At 28.7% G+C, this 16,402-nt stretch carries 17 protein-coding genes, 2 tRNA genes and 1 other annotated feature; of the genes, 4 read left to right on the forward strand and 15 right to left on the reverse strand.

The window, feature by feature from the left end:
• Window positions 1–30: 30 nt before the first annotated feature.
• From rplJ to ACO409_RS00920, 9 genes are all read right to left on the reverse strand, one after another.
• On the reverse strand, window positions 31–537 hold the full coding sequence (gene rplJ, locus ACO409_RS00880) for a 50S ribosomal protein L10 (RefSeq protein WP_485553955.1): 507 nt from the start codon (window positions 535–537) through the stop codon (window positions 31–33).
• Window positions 538–547: 10 nt separating this feature from the next.
• Window positions 548–714, reverse strand: a sequence feature (ribosomal protein L10 leader region).
• A gap of 139 nt (window positions 715–853) precedes the next feature.
• Window positions 854–1,561, reverse strand: a complete 708-nt coding sequence (gene rplA / locus ACO409_RS00885) for a 50S ribosomal protein L1 (protein WP_485553957.1) — start codon at window positions 1,559–1,561, stop codon at window positions 854–856.
• A 93-nt stretch (window positions 1,562–1,654) separates the two neighbouring features.
• On the reverse strand, window positions 1,655–2,080 hold the full coding sequence (gene rplK, locus ACO409_RS00890; protein WP_485553959.1) for a 50S ribosomal protein L11: 426 nt from the start codon (window positions 2,078–2,080) through the stop codon (window positions 1,655–1,657).
• A gap of 124 nt (window positions 2,081–2,204) precedes the next feature.
• On the reverse strand, window positions 2,205–2,831 hold the full coding sequence (gene nusG / locus ACO409_RS00895; RefSeq protein ID WP_485553961.1) for a transcription termination/antitermination protein NusG: 627 nt from the start codon (window positions 2,829–2,831) through the stop codon (window positions 2,205–2,207).
• Window position 2,832: 1 nt separating this feature from the next.
• Complete coding sequence (gene secE / locus ACO409_RS00900; protein ID WP_485553963.1) at window positions 2,833–3,048, reverse strand: preprotein translocase subunit SecE; 216 nt, start codon at window positions 3,046–3,048, stop codon at window positions 2,833–2,835.
• 138 nt (window positions 3,049–3,186) lie between these two features.
• Window positions 3,187–3,262: transfer RNA gene (locus ACO409_RS00905), tRNA-Trp, on the reverse strand.
• Between the two features lie 16 nt (window positions 3,263–3,278).
• Window positions 3,279–3,428 carry a 50S ribosomal protein L33 gene (gene rpmG, locus ACO409_RS00910; protein ID WP_006807173.1) on the reverse strand — a complete coding sequence of 50 codons (150 nt, stop codon included), beginning with the start codon at window positions 3,426–3,428 and terminating at the stop codon, window positions 3,279–3,281.
• A gap of 146 nt (window positions 3,429–3,574) precedes the next feature.
• Window positions 3,575–4,069, reverse strand: coding sequence for a DUF441 domain-containing protein (locus ACO409_RS00915; RefSeq protein WP_018450977.1), 495 nt, complete (start codon window positions 4,067–4,069; stop codon window positions 3,575–3,577).
• 11 nt (window positions 4,070–4,080) lie between these two features.
• Window positions 4,081–5,790: a DUF262 domain-containing protein gene (locus ACO409_RS00920; protein ID WP_485553966.1), complete on the reverse strand. Its 1,710-nt coding sequence runs from the start codon at window positions 5,788–5,790 to the stop codon at window positions 4,081–4,083.
• Between the two features lie 435 nt (window positions 5,791–6,225).
• On the opposite strand from ACO409_RS00920, the gene ACO409_RS00925 reads away from it, so the two are divergent.
• From ACO409_RS00925 to ACO409_RS00940, 4 genes are all read left to right on the forward strand, one after another.
• Window positions 6,226–6,699, forward strand: a complete 474-nt coding sequence (locus ACO409_RS00925) for a hypothetical protein (RefSeq protein WP_485553968.1) — start codon at window positions 6,226–6,228, stop codon at window positions 6,697–6,699.
• Window positions 6,700–6,736: 37 nt separating this feature from the next.
• The gene (locus ACO409_RS00930) at window positions 6,737–7,873 is read left to right on the forward strand and encodes a nitronate monooxygenase (protein WP_485553982.1); all 1,137 of its coding nucleotides are present in this window, start codon (window positions 6,737–6,739) and stop codon (window positions 7,871–7,873) included.
• 162 nt (window positions 7,874–8,035) lie between these two features.
• On the forward strand, window positions 8,036–9,421 hold the full coding sequence (rsxC, locus tag ACO409_RS00935; RefSeq protein ID WP_485553970.1) for an electron transport complex subunit RsxC: 1,386 nt from the start codon (window positions 8,036–8,038) through the stop codon (window positions 9,419–9,421).
• Window positions 9,411–10,883: an RnfABCDGE type electron transport complex subunit D gene (locus ACO409_RS00940; RefSeq protein ID WP_485553972.1), complete on the forward strand. Its 1,473-nt coding sequence runs from the start codon at window positions 9,411–9,413 to the stop codon at window positions 10,881–10,883. Before rsxC ends, ACO409_RS00940 begins: the two co-directional genes overlap by 11 nt.
• Before the next feature lie 36 nt (window positions 10,884–10,919).
• On the opposite strand, the gene ACO409_RS00945 is transcribed toward ACO409_RS00940, so the two are convergent.
• The 6 genes from ACO409_RS00945 to ACO409_RS00970 form a co-directional block, all read right to left on the reverse strand.
• Window positions 10,920–11,201 (reverse strand): cupin domain-containing protein, encoded by a 282-nt coding sequence (locus tag ACO409_RS00945; RefSeq protein WP_485553974.1) that lies wholly within the window; start codon window positions 11,199–11,201, stop codon window positions 10,920–10,922.
• A gap of 26 nt (window positions 11,202–11,227) precedes the next feature.
• On the reverse strand, window positions 11,228–12,469 hold the full coding sequence (gene rho, locus ACO409_RS00950; RefSeq protein ID WP_485553984.1) for a transcription termination factor Rho: 1,242 nt from the start codon (window positions 12,467–12,469) through the stop codon (window positions 11,228–11,230).
• A gap of 160 nt (window positions 12,470–12,629) precedes the next feature.
• The gene (miaB, locus tag ACO409_RS00955; RefSeq protein WP_485553986.1) at window positions 12,630–13,958 is read right to left on the reverse strand and encodes a tRNA (N6-isopentenyl adenosine(37)-C2)-methylthiotransferase MiaB; all 1,329 of its coding nucleotides are present in this window, start codon (window positions 13,956–13,958) and stop codon (window positions 12,630–12,632) included.
• 290 nt (window positions 13,959–14,248) lie between these two features.
• Window positions 14,249–14,334, reverse strand: a tRNA-Leu gene (locus ACO409_RS00960).
• 51 nt (window positions 14,335–14,385) lie between these two features.
• Window positions 14,386–14,583, reverse strand: a complete 198-nt coding sequence (locus ACO409_RS00965; protein ID WP_485553976.1) for a helix-turn-helix domain-containing protein — start codon at window positions 14,581–14,583, stop codon at window positions 14,386–14,388.
• Between the two features lie 248 nt (window positions 14,584–14,831).
• A complete protein-coding gene (locus tag ACO409_RS00970; RefSeq protein ID WP_485553978.1) occupies window positions 14,832–15,938 on the reverse strand; it encodes a hypothetical protein in 1,107 nt (368 codons plus the stop codon).
• Between the last annotated feature and the right edge of the window lie 464 nt (window positions 15,939–16,402).

A 16,402-nucleotide genomic window follows, 5' to 3' on the forward strand; every position in this document is an offset into this window, starting at 1 on the left:
TATTTTTTTAGTTTATTAATATTTTTATAATTATTCTGCTACCGCTCCAGTTTCTTTTTGTTCTGCAACATTTGTTAATGCAACAGCCAACATTCTAACTGGCGATAACAATCCATAAGCAACTTGAGCAAGTAATTCGTCTCTTGACGGCAACTTAGCCAATGCTTCAACAGTCGGCACATCAACTCTTTCAGATTCTAGTAATCCACCTTTAATTGATAATCTATCTGTTAATTTTTTTGCAAAGTTAAAAATCAATTTAGAAGGTGCAACTCCATCTTCGTATCCTACTGCAAACGATGTAGTTCCTTCAAGCAAGTCATCAACATTTGTATCAAATCCTGCTTCTTTCAATGCTATTTTGAACAATCTGTTTTTAGCAACAAAATATTCAACTCCAGTTTCTCTAGCATTTTTACGAAGTTCAGTATCTTCATTAACACTAATCCCTTTATAATCAACAAACACTACTGCTTTAGCATCCTTTAATTTTTCAACTAAATTTTTTACAGCTTCTAATTTTTCTTGTGCTGGCAATTCATTTCACCTCCTATATTAAAAACCTCTGAAACAAAAACAATAAGCCCAGAGGTATCATACTATATAAAATATCTATTATTTTAAGTTTAATATCTATTTGTAATAATATTCACCTCGGTAGGGTTTAAAGAATATTATTCTACCTACTGTCTTTGGTTATATTTATATGATTTACTATATTATAAACCAATATATATTATTATACAACAACTTTTAAAAAATTGCAAGTATATTTTAAAAATTTATTGCTAACTCTATTATAAATTACCGAACAGAAAAAATCTACTCGGCAATTTTATTATATGATTATTTACTATTTAGCTACAAATGCTCCAACTAATAATGGATCAATTTTAATTCCAGGTCCCATAGTTAATGAGATTGCAACTGTTCTTAAATATTGTCCTTTTGAAGAAGCTGGTTTTAATTTGATAATTTGATCTAATGCTACTTTGAAGTTTTCTACAATAGCTTCTTTTGTAAAATCAACTTTACCAATTGGTAAGTGAATTGATCCTAATTTGTCAATTTTAAATGCAACTTTTCCTTTTTTAAATTCTTGAATTGTTTGTTCAATGTTTGTTGTAACTGTTCCTGATTTAGGGTTAGGCATAAGTCCTTTAGTTCCTAAAATTCTTCCTAATCTTCCTAATTTAGGCATCATATCAGGTGTAGCAATTACTAAGTCAAAATCTAACCATCCACCTTGGATTTTATTGATATATTCATCATCTCCAGCAAAATCTGCTCCTGCTGCTAATGCTTTATCAATGTTTTCTCCACTTGTAATAGCCAAAATTCTTACTTTTTTACCTGTTCCGTTTGGTAATGAAACTGTACCTCTTATTTGTTGATCAGCATGTCTTGGATCTACTCCCAATCTTATTGCCAATTCTACTGTTTCTACAAATTTTGCACTTTTAGTTTCAAAAACTAATTCTAATGCTTCTTCTGGTGTATAAACTTTCACTTTATCTACTTTTTGAGAAATATCGTTATATCTTTTTCCTCTTTTTGCCATTTATTATTTCCTCCTCTGTGGTCATTGGTTTTATAACCTTCCACTTGTTCTAATAATCATTTAATTATTTATCTCTATATTTTTATATTTAAATTATTCAGAAATTTTGATTCCCATACTTCTTGCAGTTCCTGCAATAATGTTCATAGCTGCTTCAACTGATCCAGCATTTAAATCTGGCATTTTAGTTTCTGCAATTTCTTGTAATTGAGCTTTAGTTATAGTACCAGCAACTTCTTTTAATGAATTTCCAGCACCTTTTTTAACTTTAGCTGCTTTTTTTAATAAATCTGATGCAGGCGGTGTTTTTAAAACAAATGTAAAACTTCTGTCTGCATAAACAGTAATTTCTACTGGAATTACAAATCCCATTTTATCTTGTGTTTGAGCATTAAATGCTTTACAAAATTCTGCAATATTTACACCATGTTGTCCTAATGCAGGCCCTACTGGTGGTGCTGGATTTGCTTTCCCCGCTTCTAATTGTAATTTAATCTTTCCGATTACTTCTTTAGCCATTTTTCCTCCTCTGTGGTAATTGAATTGCTAAATCTCCCACTTTTTCTTTCAAATTAAAATTTTGCTAATTGTTATTCTTTAATAATACTTTTCTTTAAAAATAATACTTTTTTGTTTCCAAATTTTAATAATCTATTTTTTCTATTTCAGTATGCTCTACTTCTACTGGAGTTAAACGTCCTAATACTTCAAGCATTACTTTTATTTTACCATGTTCATAGTCAATTTCTGAAATTTCTCCTTGTTGTCCATCAAACGAACCACCTTTAACAGTAACGACTTCACCAACTTTAAAATTAATATCAAGTCTTGGCGTTTTTTCGTCGCTATTAATATCAATTCCAATTTTAGAAAGTAAATTAGACGCTTCCTCATCAGATAATGGTATCGGATCACTCCCAACTCCAACAAATCCAGTAACTCCATTAGTATTTCTTATCACATACCAAGCATCACTATCAACACGGTATCCTAATCCCAACTCATTTTCTTCTTTAACAGAAAGCATTTCTATCATTACGTAACTTGGAAAAAGTTTTCTTGGAACTTTTACCATTTTTCCACGCTTTTCTTCCAGCACCTCTTCTTCAGGTACCAAAATTCTAAAAACTCTGTCTGTCAAATTAAGTGACTCTATTCTTTTTTCCAAATCAGCAGCCACTTTTTTTTCATAACCGGAATAAGTGTGAATTATATACCATTTTTTTTCGTATGCAACTTCATCTTCAACTTTTTCTCTTGCTTCAGTCAATTTACGCTCCTCCTAAAATGTTTCTTAGAATCTCACTTATTTTTGCCAACACAAAATTAAATGCTGTATCAAAAAGAAGTGTATATATAGCTATAAAAGCTGTCATTAAAATTATAATCACAGTAACGTGATAAATTTCAGTTTTATTTGGCCAATATATTTTTTTATATTCTTCACGTAAATTTCCAATAGCATCTTTTAAATTAAATTTACTCATAATTATCTCCTAGAATCATCCAAGAATTTTAACAAAAAAAACTAAATTCTCTCACTTTAACGAACAAACTTGATTTTAATTTTCAATTCCAAAATTATAACCAATCTTTTCATTAAAAAAAATTCTCATAAAATAAAATGGCAGGCCAGGCAGGAATCGAACCCGCAACTTTCGGTTTTGGAGACCGACGCTCTACCAATTGAACTACTGACCTATCTATTTTTATGAGATTATTTAACTTCTCTGTAAAGAGAATGTCTTTTAAGCACTGGATTATATTTTCTCATCTCTAATCTTTCAGGATGAGTTTTTTTATTTTTAGTTGTAACATAATGTCTTAACTTAGTTTCAGTGCATTCTAAAATAACTTGTACTCTCATCGTTTCTATCCCTCCCAATAAAATATTGGTATTACCAGAATAAACTAGCTTATTTATAATACCATACTCTATAGTTTTTGTCAATACTATTTCTTTACTTTTTTAATTTTTGCTGTTTTTTTATAAAAAATAGCCTTTAAACAAAATCAATGCCTTAAAAATAATTCCATCACCTTTAAAATACAAAATGTAATTCCGCTGGCAATAACTGGCCCTGCTGCGATTCCTTTAAAAAACACAACTCCCATTATTGTCCCAATTACAAGGGCAACTGTGATTTCAGGCTGCCCTGAAAGAAGTCCGACTCCTTTGGAAGAAAGAATGGAAACTGTAATTCCACTTATAATCGCAACCCATCCAACTGGGGATTTAAAGGCAGAAAGCAGATGGGAAAAACCAATTTCCCCAGTTGCAATAGGAATCAAAATTGCAATTGTAATTATTAGCACTCCCCAGCTTATTCCTTCCTTCCTAAATTGAGTCATAAATCCTTCAATATTAATTCCCTTTATTTTATAATATTCAGTAATATTAAATAAAGATTTTAAAATTAATACAAAAATTGTTGCCCAAACAATAGACTTATTATTTGTTATTGCTCCAACTAGCAAAATAATTCCTAAAAAAATAAAACTTTCCAAATTTTTCTCCTTTAAAATTCATATTCTCCATTCCAAGTAATAAATAATTTAACAAGTTCTTCAGCTACTTTTTTGTTTCTTGTTTCAATATCTTCAAAAGTCCAGTCATTCTTATCATCTGGAATCAATTCTCTAACATATTTAATTTTAGATTTTTTATAACTTATCTTTTTCTTTTCAAAGAAGTTTTCTGTAGCTTTAATTGACAATCTTCTTTCAAACGGAATCTTATTTCCTATATAATTTATATGCTTCTTAACTTCTTTATTTTCGACACTTTCTGTAAACCGGTCACTCCATTTTTGTGGTAATATATATTCAACTTCCCATTTTTCAGGTAATAGTTCATCTTGATTATTATAGACAACCATTTTTAAAATCATACGCACAAGATTTTTATTTGGAGTCTTAACTTTTTCTTGCAATATTGTAATTGGAATATTCTTAAATGCGACTTTTGGGGAAATATTATCAACTATATCAACATTTAATTTTAAAATATCAGCTTTTACTGCAGAAACACTAGGTGTTACCAGATAATTGGCAGTTAATTCCAAAAACAGCTTTCTTAAAAATTTTAAAAAACATGTTTCAAAATTTTCCTTTTCTCCATGTGACAAATAATATACAACAACTGGATATTTCCAAGATTCATTTGGATATGCCGACAAAGTATCTAAAATTTTAATAATATTTACATTTTCAGTCCAAGATTTGTCGTCAATAGATTCATGCCTATTCATTACAACCCATAAATCCAGAATTTGATCCAGATGTTTTAGTAAATTTGACTTATAAAGTCTTTTAAATCCATTTTTTGAATAAAAACGTCTAAGTCCAAGTGTAGTTGTTGCAATATCCTTTTCTACTGCCCTTAAATAGAACATATAGTAATAAAATAGCTGTTTTACATTTTCTCTGGCATAGGTTGCCCGTTCACTTAGATTTTTCCATTGCTTAATAAACATTTTCTTATATTCTTTTTTTATTCTATTATACATTTTTGCCTTAAATATATCCGCTTCAGATAATGGCAATCCTCTGTCATTCAAAGTAGAAAATACGCTTAGGGCATCATCTTGAGAATCTGTTTTTATTGGAAAAACTACTACCTTATTTAATGTGTAGTAAATAAATTCCAGCATTAAAGTTGGGCTTAATTCACAAAGTTTGTCAAATAACTTTTGAAACAATATATAATTTTTAGAATAATTATCATTTGCTTTTGGATCAGCAATTCCTGTTTCCAAAATATTTTGTAAAATCTTATTCCCTTCATTATCTATAACTCGTGATGTAATCAGCACGCTCTTATAATCAACTTCTCCAGTCAATTTTTCCTGTTTCCAAAGTGCAGGCTGAATCTGTCTTATAAAGTTTTCCTGCTCAACAGTTTTTTCCTTATAAGAAGTCAATTTTGTATAAATTGCACGAAGAAGCAAGAACAATGAAGTAATCCTTTGCTGTCCATCAATGATTTCCTGTTCTCCATCTTCATTTTCATAAGAAACGATACTTCCTAAAAAATATGTCCCTTCTACTTCACTATTTTTTTTCGACTCACTTTCTGTAAACTCCAAAAGATCGTAAAATAATGTCTTAGTCTCATTTTCAGTCCAGGAATATGGTCTTTGATATTCTGGTATTAAAAACATCTGCTCTTTTCCACTTTCTAGCAGCCGTCTTATACTTTGTTTGTTAACTTGTATTGTTGCAACCATAAAACCTCCTTTATTTTTTCTTAATTACTTTTATTTGTACAAGGAACAAAATCCTTAGTTTTAGAATATTTGATTTTTATATAAAATTATGAAAAAAGTTCAATAATTTTAATATTCTTTAGTATATATTATACTCTAAAATTTATAAGATTGCAATTTTTTGGCAATATTGATAAAAATTTTTTACCTTTGGAATTTTTTTTATGTATTGGCAAAATTGTCTGAATATCAGCAAGTTTTTTGACACTATATAAATCACTGTTTTAGAAAAAATTGTTATTTTTAGCTCTATGTTTGTATTCAGAAAATATTTTGAATTACAAAATAAAAATATTTAATTGTAAAAATTACAAAAACATTATATAATTAGAATAACATCTGTTGTATAAACAATTTTTTTAATATCAAAATAATTTAAATAATAAAGGAGGTTTTATGTTTGAAAAATTTCGGCTAAAAAAACTGTCAAAAGTTGTACAGTCGGTCATATCAAATTTTTTTGATCAAATAACAAAAAAAGATTACTTTGGTACTTTTTCTAAAATAAATTTTTTAAATATTGAAAACGTTGCTTTATTATATAAAAAAAATAAAAATATTGTTATCAGCAAAAGTGATAAATTTTTGAAAGCTTTGGATAAATATATTTCCAATTCAGGTATTGATTTATCTTTTTTGGAAAATGTAGATTTAAAAAAAATTGTTGAAAATTTTGAACGGCTTTGTGCTAATGGATATAAAAATTTTATTGAAAATGATATTAGAAGTAAAATTATTGAAAGAATAAAAAAAATATTAGAAATTTTACAAAAACTTTATTTATTTTTTTATATTCTATTAAACTATATTTCAATAAGTTCAAACACAAAAATTTGCAGAGCTCCTCCATTTAACAAAAAAATTATTTAAAAAAATTATAAAATTGGAGGAAATCAAAGTGAATGAAATATCAGAAATAAAAAAAGAAAATTCTATAAATTCAAATGAAAATAAAAAAATTGAACTAAAAGGAATCAAAATAGGAAAATATTTTATTGAAAAACCAATTGTCCAAGGTGGAATGGGAGTTGGAATAAGCTGGGACAGGCTTGCTGGAAATGTAGCAAAAAATGGATGTCTTGGAACAATAAGCGCAATTTGTACTGGATACTACCAAAATATGAAATTTGTAAAAAAAGCTGTAAATGGACGTCCTCTCGGAACAGAAAACGCCTATAATCGTGAAGCTCTTTTTGAAATATTTAAAAATGCAAGAAAAATTTGCGGAGACAGACCTCTTGCTTGTAACATTCTTCACGCAATAAATGATTATGGAAGAGTTGTAAAAGATGCTCTTGAAGCAGGAGCAAATATCATTGTTACTGGAGCAGGACTTCCGCTAGAACTTCCAAAACTTGTAAAAGATTATCCAGATGTAGAAATCGTTCCAATAGTTTCATCAGCCAGAGCATTAAAAATAATCTGTAAAAAATGGAAGGCTGCTGGAAAAATGCCAGGAGCTGTAATCGTAGAAGGTCCAAAAAGTGGAGGTCACCAAGGTGCAAAATATGAAGAACTATTTGCTCCTGAACATCAGCTAGAAGCCATCTTGCCACCAATAAAGGAAGAACGTGACAAATGGGGAGATTTTCCTATTATTGCAGCAGGTGGAATATGGGATAATAACGATATTAAAAATATTATGGCACTTGGGGCAGATGCCGTTCAGATGGGTACAAGATTTATCGGTACTTATGAATGTGATGCAAGTGATGTGCTAAAACAAGTATTACTTAATGCAAAAAAGGAAGACATTGTAATCGTAAGTTCTCCAGTCGGTTATCCTGGACGTGCAGTAAAGACAAACCTAATTAAAACATTAGAACCTAATACAAAAAAAATTCAATGTATAAGCAATTGCGTATTCCCATGTGAACACGGAAAAGGGGCAAACAAAGTAGGATACTGTATTGCAAATAGCTTAGGGGATGCTTATCTTGGCAGACTTCAAAGTGGATTATTTTTCTCAGGAGCTAATGGATGGAGATTAAAAAAACTTGTGCATGTAAAAGATCTGATAGATGAACTTATGACAACAAATTAATTAAAATTGTAATAACCAGTTTAGAAACGAGGGGTAAAAACCCCTTGTTTTCTGATTATTAATAAATCGCTTTATATCTTAGCTAATCAGAATTTTTTTACCTGTCAAAAATATCACCACCTTAATAAAAAATAAAAAATTAATAAAAAAATGGAGATAAAAATGATTAGAAGAATAAGTTTGAAACGAATAGCAAACATACTTTTGAACAAAAATATTAATGAAAATGAGAAGAAAGTAAAAAAAAATACAAATGAAAAACGTCAATCAATGAAACCAATGACAAAAAATACCGAGATAAAAGAAATTAAAGATTCCAGTCTTTTTTACATCCCCCTTTCACAGCATATAGGAAGTCCATCAATTCCAATAGTAGAAATTGGAGATTATGTGAAAAAATATGAAAAAATAGGAGAAGTTTCAGGAAATATTTCGGCTAATATTCATTCGCCAGTTTCTGGAGATGTTGTTGATGTTGTTGACCATCTTACAGTTAGTGGAAAAAAAGTAAAAACAATTATTATTGCAAATGATTTTCAAAATAAGGAAGAAAATTTGATAAAAAGAGAACTTCGTGATTTGAAATTAATAAAAAAAGATGAAATTTTTAAAATAATCAAAGAAGCTGGTATAGTTGGACTCGGAGGAGCACAATTTCCTACACATATAAAATATGATATAAAATTTAAAAAAGTTGAAACTTTTATAATAAATGGTGCTGAATGTGAACCATATTTAACTTGTGACTATTCTGTTATGAAAAATTTTACAAAAGAAATCTTAAACGGTTTAAAAGTTATAAAAAAATTATTAAACCCAAAAGAAATTGTAATTGGAATTGAAGAAGAAAATAGTGAGTTAGTCGAAATATTTGAAAAAGCACAAGCAGAAGAGGAATTTAAAATAAAAATAAAATTACTTCCCACAATTTATCCACAAGGAAGTGAATTACAATTAATAAACACAATTACAGGAAAAAAAGTAAAAAAAGGAGAATTACCACTTGAAAAAGGTATAATTGTAAGTAATGTAAGTACAGTTAAAGCTATCTATAATGCATTTTTTGAAGGAGAACCTCTTATTGAAAGAATTGTTACGATTTCTGGAGAAAAAGCAAAAAATATCGGAAATTACAAATTAAAATTTGGAACTCCACTTTATCACATCGTAAGAGAATTAAAAATTACTAATGAAGATAAAGTAATTTTTGGAGGACCAATGATGGGAATAGAAATTTTTGATTCCAGAATATCAGTAATAAAAGGAACTTCTGGAATATTATTTTTAGATGTAGAGGAAATAGAACGTAAAAACTGTATTTCTTGCGGATATTGCGTAGAATCTTGCCCAATGAATTTAATGCCTTTTGAATTTGCAGATTATTACAAAAATGGAAAATACGAAAAAATGCAAACAGCCAACATTAAAAACTGTATCGAATGTGGAGCTTGTGAATTTGTATGCCCTTCAAGAGTTCCTTTGATAGAAAGTATAAAAAATGGAAAATTAATTTTGTCGGAATTGGAGGTAAAAAATAATGAAAAATAACGAAAAATCTTTAATGGAAGAAATATTAGACAAAAAAAATAATATTAGCAAAAACGGTCTTTTAGATAATGATGACACACTTTTAGATTCGACAGTTCATAATCTTCCAAAAAATAAAAAAATTGAAAAATTACAAAACAATCATTTTCAAAACTCTGAAATAAACAGAACCGACAGTAAAACAAAAAATCTAAATAATTTAAATACAACTAAAAAAATTAAAAAAATAGAAGCTAAAAAAGAAAAAGAATTACCAAAAAAAGAAAAAATTGATATAAAAAAAATATTTTCTAAAAAAGAAACTTCAGAAAGTGAAGAAAAAATCAAAAGGAAAAAAATAATAGAAATATTTTTTAAAAAAAGAAAATCACAAGTTTTTTCATTTACTCCATATATCAGAACTGAAATTGAAATAAGAAATATTATGAAAGATGTAATTATAGCATTATTTCCAGCTATTATTGCCTCAGCTTTGGTTTATGGAACAAAAGTACTTCTTTTAATTGCAACTTCTGTATTATCTGCTGTGGTTACCGAAAAACTTTTTTCAAAATATTTTTTAAATGATAAAAATTCTGTTCATGACTTGTCAGCAGTTATAACAGGTATCTTGCTGGCTATGACACTTGCTCCATTAACTCCATTACCTATAGTTATTTTTGGAGCTTGTATGGCAGTTATTTTTGGAAAATTAATTTATGGCGGAATCGGGAAAAATATTTTTAATCCTGCAGTAGTCGGTCGGGAATTTATGACTGTATTTTTTTCATCAACAATGTCTTCTGGAACAATATGGTTTAGTCAAAAATTATTACAATTATCTAAAATAAAATTTTTTGCAGGACTTCATAATTCTTCAATTACAAATTACTTAGACGGATTACTATTAACTCCTTCAGGATATGTTGGTGCTTACTCTGCATTTGCTTTAATTTTAGGAGGACTATACCTGTTGTTAAAAAATCGAATTTCATGGCATATTCCAGTAAGCTTATTTGCCACATTTTTTCTAATTTCAATATTTTTAAAAAACAATATCAACGTTTCAACTGGAGGATTATTATTAACAGGAATCTTTATGGCAACAGATATGCCAACAAGCCCATCATCTGCACCAGGAAAAATATACTACGGAATAATGTTAGGACTTGTAATCGGGCTTTTATCAGTACTTGGAATTAAAAATGAAACATTGTTTTATGTCCTATTAATATTAAATCCTTTTGTAAAAATTATAAACAAAGTTTTTCGTCCTGTGGTATTTGGTTACGATGTAAAAGAAGAAATGTTAAAGGAATTAGGAAATATGATTTTACTTACTCTCGGAATTTTCATTTTTACAATTATTTTTACTGGATTCCATAAAATAGGAGCTATGCCATATTTAGTATATCTTTATATTTTAATATCAACACTAAATTTAATTTTTAGCAAAAATAAAAATAAAATAACTTATAAATAAAAAATAAAGGGGATTTTTTGGCCCCTTTTTTAATCTTTATTTTTTTACCAATGTAACACTAACTTCAGAATCTTCCAGAGCAATACCATTAATAAAATTTATTCCATCAAAATTCAAAATATCCCCTGGAACTAAAACATGCTTTTCAGTTTCATTCAAAAATATTTCCATTTTACCTTTTAAAACTGTAAAAATAATTTCTTCATTTTCATGATTATGCTTAGCAATTTTTTCATCCTTTTTCAAAACTTTTTTTACCAATTTAAAATTCTCTTTACTAAATAGTAATCCTGCTTCATTTTTTACATTTCCAAACATTTTTTTACTCTCCTTCTGTCTCAGATCTATTTTTTCTTTGATTTATACAAATCTTCCAATAGTTCATCATTATTTTTATATTTTTTTATAAGCTCAATTAAATTTCTTGTTCCTTCAACTTCAGACATTTCATTTAATTCTCTTCGCAATTTCCATATTTTTTCCAAATTTTGTCTTGGAATTAAAAGCTCCTCACGTCTTGTGCCGCTTTTCAGTACATCAATTGCCGGAAATATTCTCAACTGCTCAAGCGTTCTGCTTAAAATAATTTCCATATTTCCTGTACCTTTAAATTCCTCAAAAATCACTTCATCCATTCTGCTTCCAGTTTCAACAAGAGCCGTTGCAATAATTGTTAAACTTCCACCATTTTTTATATTTCTTGCAGCTCCTAAAAATCTCTTTGGATAATAAAGCGCATTTGGGTCAATTCCACCTGAAATTAACTTTCCGCTTGATGGAATAGTAATGTTATACGAACGTGCAAGCCTTGTCAAGCTGTCCATAAGAATTAAAATATCTTTTCCACGTTCCACTTGTCTTTTTGCCATCTGAAGCACATTTTCCGTAACTTCCGTATGAACTCTTGGATCTTCATCAAAAGTCGCCGAATAAACTTCCGCATCCTTCACATTTTCCTTAATATCCGTAACTTCCTCAGGCCGTTCATCAATTAACAGTATCCAGACATCAATTTCTGGATTATATTTTATAATATCATTTGCAAGTGTTGAAAGAAGTACAGTTTTCCCGGCTTTTGGAGGTGCAACTATAAGTCCCCGCTGCCCTTTCCCAATAGGCGAAACAAGATCTATAATTCTTGATGAAATTTCTCCACCACCTAAATTTAATTTTTCATCTGGATAAGATGGCACTAAATCATCAAAATATGGACGTTCCAATGATTTTTCAGGCAAGTCCCCATTTACAAGCAAAACTTTCAAAATCCCATAATTTTTTTCTGTTCCAATCGGAATTCTTAATTCTCCGAATACAATATCTTCATTTCTCAAAAAAAATCTCTTTATTTGAGAAATTGATACATACACATCAGGTCCAATTGAAGTATTTCTCAAAAATCCATAATTTCCATCACCTATTACATCCAGTTTCCCAAATCCATAGGTTTTTCCTCTCTCCTCACCTTTTTTAATCAAAATAGCATTTATAAGTTCAAGTTTTGACATTCCTGAAAAACCTTCAATTTTATATTCTTTTGCCATTTTTTTTAACTTAATTACACTTTCTGACAAAATATCCTTTATCATTTCTTCTTCAGAATTTAAGTTTTCATCATCTTTATGTTTCTTTTCTTCCAATACTTCTGAATTTTCTGTTTCAGTCTTTCTTGGACGTCCCCTACGTGGTCTTGACGTTTCCGACTGTTCTTCCAAGCCTTTTTCAGTTTCAATCTCTTTCTTTACCATTTTATTCCTCCACTATCTCTCCATATAATGTCCATGTTTTAGCATCATAAATTCTTGTATTTACAAATTTTCCCTTTAAATCTTTTCTATCACTCTTAAACAAAACTATTTTATGTGTAGAACTTCTACCTGTCAACATTTCAGGATTTTTTCTACTCGGCCCTTCAACTAAAACTTTTACAATTTTTCCTAAATACTTTTGACTTTCTTCCTTTGCTTTCATATTTTGTAATCTCATAAGCTGCTGCAATCTTTCATTTTTTATCTTTTCATCAACTTGCCCTTCCATTGTAGCCGCAGGAGTTCCTGTTCTTTTAGAATACATAAACATAAACGCATTTTCAAACCCAACTTCATTTACAACATCCATCGTATCTTGAAAATCTTCATCAGTTTCACCTGGAAATCCTACAATAATATCTGTTGTAAGTCCAATATCAGGTACTTTTTCTTTAATTTTTTTAGCAAGAGCTATAAATTCCTCTTTTGTATATCCTCTGTTCATTGCATTCAAAATTTTTGTAGAACCTGATTGCAATGGAAGATGCAACATTCTTGCTATTTTAGGATTTCTTGCAATTGTATCAATTACTTCGTCACTAAAGTCCTTTGGATGTGGCGATACATATTTTATCCAAAAATCTCCTTCCACATTTGCACTTTGCTCCAAAAGTTCAGCAAAATTATCTTTTCCATTTGCAAAATCACTTCCATAAGAATTTACATTTTGACCCAAAAACAATATTTCCTTATATCCCTTCTTAGTATACTGCTCGACATCCCTCACGACTTCATTAAGAGGCACAGAACGTTCCATTCCACGTACATAAGGCACAATACAGAAAGTACAGTAATTATTACATCCATAAGTTATTGAAATGGAAGCCACAATATCATCTCCAAAGTCAGCATCCACTCTAGTCGGCAATTCATCCTCATCTTCTACCATAACAATATGAGTTTCTTCCCCAGCCTCAATTCTTTCCAAAAGATCAGGAATTCTCCCAATATTTTGATTTCCAAGCACCAAGTCAACATAAGGCGTCTTTTTAATAAACTCATCTCTCACTTCCTGAGCTAAGCACCCTGTTACTCCGATAATCATTTTCCCATCCTTTTCTTCTTTAATTCTCTTCAAATCTCCAAGTTTTCCATACACTTTAACGGCTGCACCTTCTCTAACTGTACAAGTATTTAAAAATACCAAATCTGTATTTTCAATATCTTCAGTCATGCTGTATCCCATTGTCTGCAACATCTGCTTCATTTTTGCACTTTCATTTACATTCATCTGACAACCATAAGTTATTATTGTTGCTCTTTTTCCCACTTTTTCCCTCCAAATTTTGTTTTCTTTTTTAATTTTTTTTGATTTTTCCTGAATAGCTTTTGAATTGCTGTAAATATGATATATTTTCCACTCAAATAGTTCTCCAATACTATCCAAGTCAAAATCTATATTTTTCAAGTTTATTTTCTCTTATCATAATGGTATCATTTTTATTTTAGAATTTCAAGAAATTTTTACCATTAAATAAAGTAAAAATTTTAGAATTAAATAAAAAACACCCTAAAGTGTAGAGTGTAATTTATTATGAAAAAATTTAATTATTATATTATTGGTGCCCGAGGCCGGAGTCGAACCGGCACGATATAAAATCGACGGATTTTGAGTCCGTTGCGTCTACCAATTTCACCACTCGGGCTAATTTTTAAATTACTCAATTATTATAATATATTTTTTTAATTTTGTCAACTTATTTTAAAATTTTTTTACTCTTTTTATTAGTAACTATACTATAAACAAAACTAATACATTCAAAACTTCTATTTATCATTAATTTTTGTTCTTCATTTAAATAAATTCTATATTTGAATACTAAATTATATTTTATAAAATTACACACTTTCTTTTTATTTTGAATATATTTTTTAATTATTTCTAAATAGTACATCTTCAATATTCACAACTAAATAACTTCTACCCCAAAAGTATTTTCCCCGCAATTTCCCATTATTTCAGGAAATTCTTTTTTTATCAATTTGCTAGAAATCTACTTAAACTTATTTAATACTAAATCATATTTGGAAAATAAAAATGATATTTTATTTACTTTTTTATAGCAAGAGATTAAGATCCTCTATAAAAAAGAGATGAAATAAATTATCTCATCCCTTCTATATTAATCTATTTAATTTGAAACTATTTAACTTCTAATCCAACGTTTAATCCTGCTCTTAATTCATTGTATTCTCTTGTGTATTTATCAGAATTTGTGTAACGTCCATCGTTAGCATATCCTTTAACAGTTTCTTTATGAACAACTTTATATTTAACTTCAGGATTTAATGTTAATGTTCCTACTGACAAATCAAGTCCTTTTCTATATCCTAATCCAGTCCATACTGAGAAGTTATTTGAAAATCCGTGTCTAGCAGTTTGTTTTTCCCATTCATTTTCAGTATTAACTAATCCATAGAATCCTGCTAATTCAGGTGTTTTATAAGTAGCTCCTACTACATAGTCTAAATATACAGTAGATCTAGCATCTTTTCCAGTTTCAACTAATCTACCTTTTGCATCTCTTAAATGATTGTTTAATGTAACATAATAATTTAAATTTCCTGCTCCATTATCAAAAACTTTACCGTTAGTTGCTAAATCAAAGTTAGCTCCTACACCACTTGTTTTTCCATTTTTGAAATCATTTCCAGACCATGCATTATCTGCACTTTTTTCTCCTGATTGATCAAAATATACGAATTGTGTTTTTGCATTGAAATTTTGACCTAAGAAATGGATTCCAAATGTTGGTCCTAAATAGATTTCATTTGATGTTCCTCTATGTCCTGCATATCTACCGTTACCATTTGTAGCTTTATATTTCCATCCTAAATCCCATTTAGAAGTCCAAGAACCTAATGTAATATCTCTGTATAATGCGATATCATTTTCCCAAGTTTGAGATTTGTCATAAGTTCCATTTGTTACTAATTTTTTGTTTTCATAATCAAAATCATTTTTCAATTTATCTTGATCATTTTGGAATTCAAATCTTAATCCTAAATTTCCTTCATCTACTAAATGTAAATCTCCACCAAGGACATTTCTCCATCTAGTATTTTCTTTGTTTTCTCCTCTAAATCCTGCAGTTCCTAATCCATTTCCTGTATTTGATTTTTTGTCTGTGTAAGTTTGTCTTAATTCTGAAGAGAAATGAATTTCTTTTAATGTATCTTGTTCTTGATCAGCGATTGCTAAACTAGATACGCTTAAAACTAATGCTAATACTCCTAATAATTTTTTCATTGTTTTTTTCCTCCTAAAAATAATTTTAACAAATATATATCTTAACAATTCACAGCTAATTTTACCATAATAATATGAATTTGTAAAGTTTTTTTTAAAATTTCTAAATAATTATAAATTTTTTAATAAACTAATCTCATTTAATGATTTCCCATTACTAAAGCATTTGAATCCTACAATTGTTTTGAATTTATCTTTTAACCTTGTTTAGTATTTTTAAAGAAATCCAAATTTTTTTATATATTATTCTTTAAAAAATAAAATCTATTTTTTTTACTAACATGTGCTTTATTTTTTTAAAAACAATAGCACTACGATAAATTTAGCAAAAATTCATTTAGTCGAGTGCTATTTAAATTATTTTTGATTATAAAATCCTATCTCAAATAAATTAATCTAAAAAGAAATCAGAATTATTTAATAATAGTTGCAACTACTCCTGAAGCTACTGTTCTTCCACCTTC

The sequence above is a fragment of the Leptotrichia sp. genome, assembly GCF_057270615.1.

Coding starts and splice junctions, on each gene's coding strand:
- rho (WP_485553984.1), bottom strand. CDS start 12,469: ATGATAAAGGATATTTTGTCAGAAAGTGTAATTAAGTTAAAAAAAATG.
- ACO409_RS00920 (WP_485553966.1), bottom strand. CDS start 5,790: ATGGTTGCAACAATACAAGTTAACAAACAAAGTATAAGACGGCTGCTA.
- rplK (WP_485553959.1), bottom strand. CDS start 2,080: ATGGCTAAAGAAGTAATCGGAAAGATTAAATTACAATTAGAAGCGGGG.
- secE (WP_485553963.1), bottom strand. CDS start 3,048: ATGAGTAAATTTAATTTAAAAGATGCTATTGGAAATTTACGTGAAGAA.
- ACO409_RS00925 (WP_485553968.1), top strand. CDS start 6,226: ATGTTTGAAAAATTTCGGCTAAAAAAACTGTCAAAAGTTGTACAGTCG.
- ACO409_RS00945 (WP_485553974.1), bottom strand. CDS start 11,201: ATGTTTGGAAATGTAAAAAATGAAGCAGGATTACTATTTAGTAAAGAG.
- rsxC (WP_485553970.1), top strand. CDS start 8,036: ATGATTAGAAGAATAAGTTTGAAACGAATAGCAAACATACTTTTGAAC.
- ACO409_RS00970 (WP_485553978.1), bottom strand. CDS start 15,938: ATGAAAAAATTATTAGGAGTATTAGCATTAGTTTTAAGCGTATCTAGT.
- ACO409_RS00940 (WP_485553972.1), top strand. CDS start 9,411: ATGAAAAATAACGAAAAATCTTTAATGGAAGAAATATTAGACAAAAAA.
- rplA (WP_485553957.1), bottom strand. CDS start 1,561: ATGGCAAAAAGAGGAAAAAGATATAACGATATTTCTCAAAAAGTAGAT.
- rpmG (WP_006807173.1), bottom strand. CDS start 3,428: ATGAGAGTACAAGTTATTTTAGAATGCACTGAAACTAAGTTAAGACAT.
- ACO409_RS00965 (WP_485553976.1), bottom strand. CDS start 14,583: ATGTACTATTTAGAAATAATTAAAAAATATATTCAAAATAAAAAGAAA.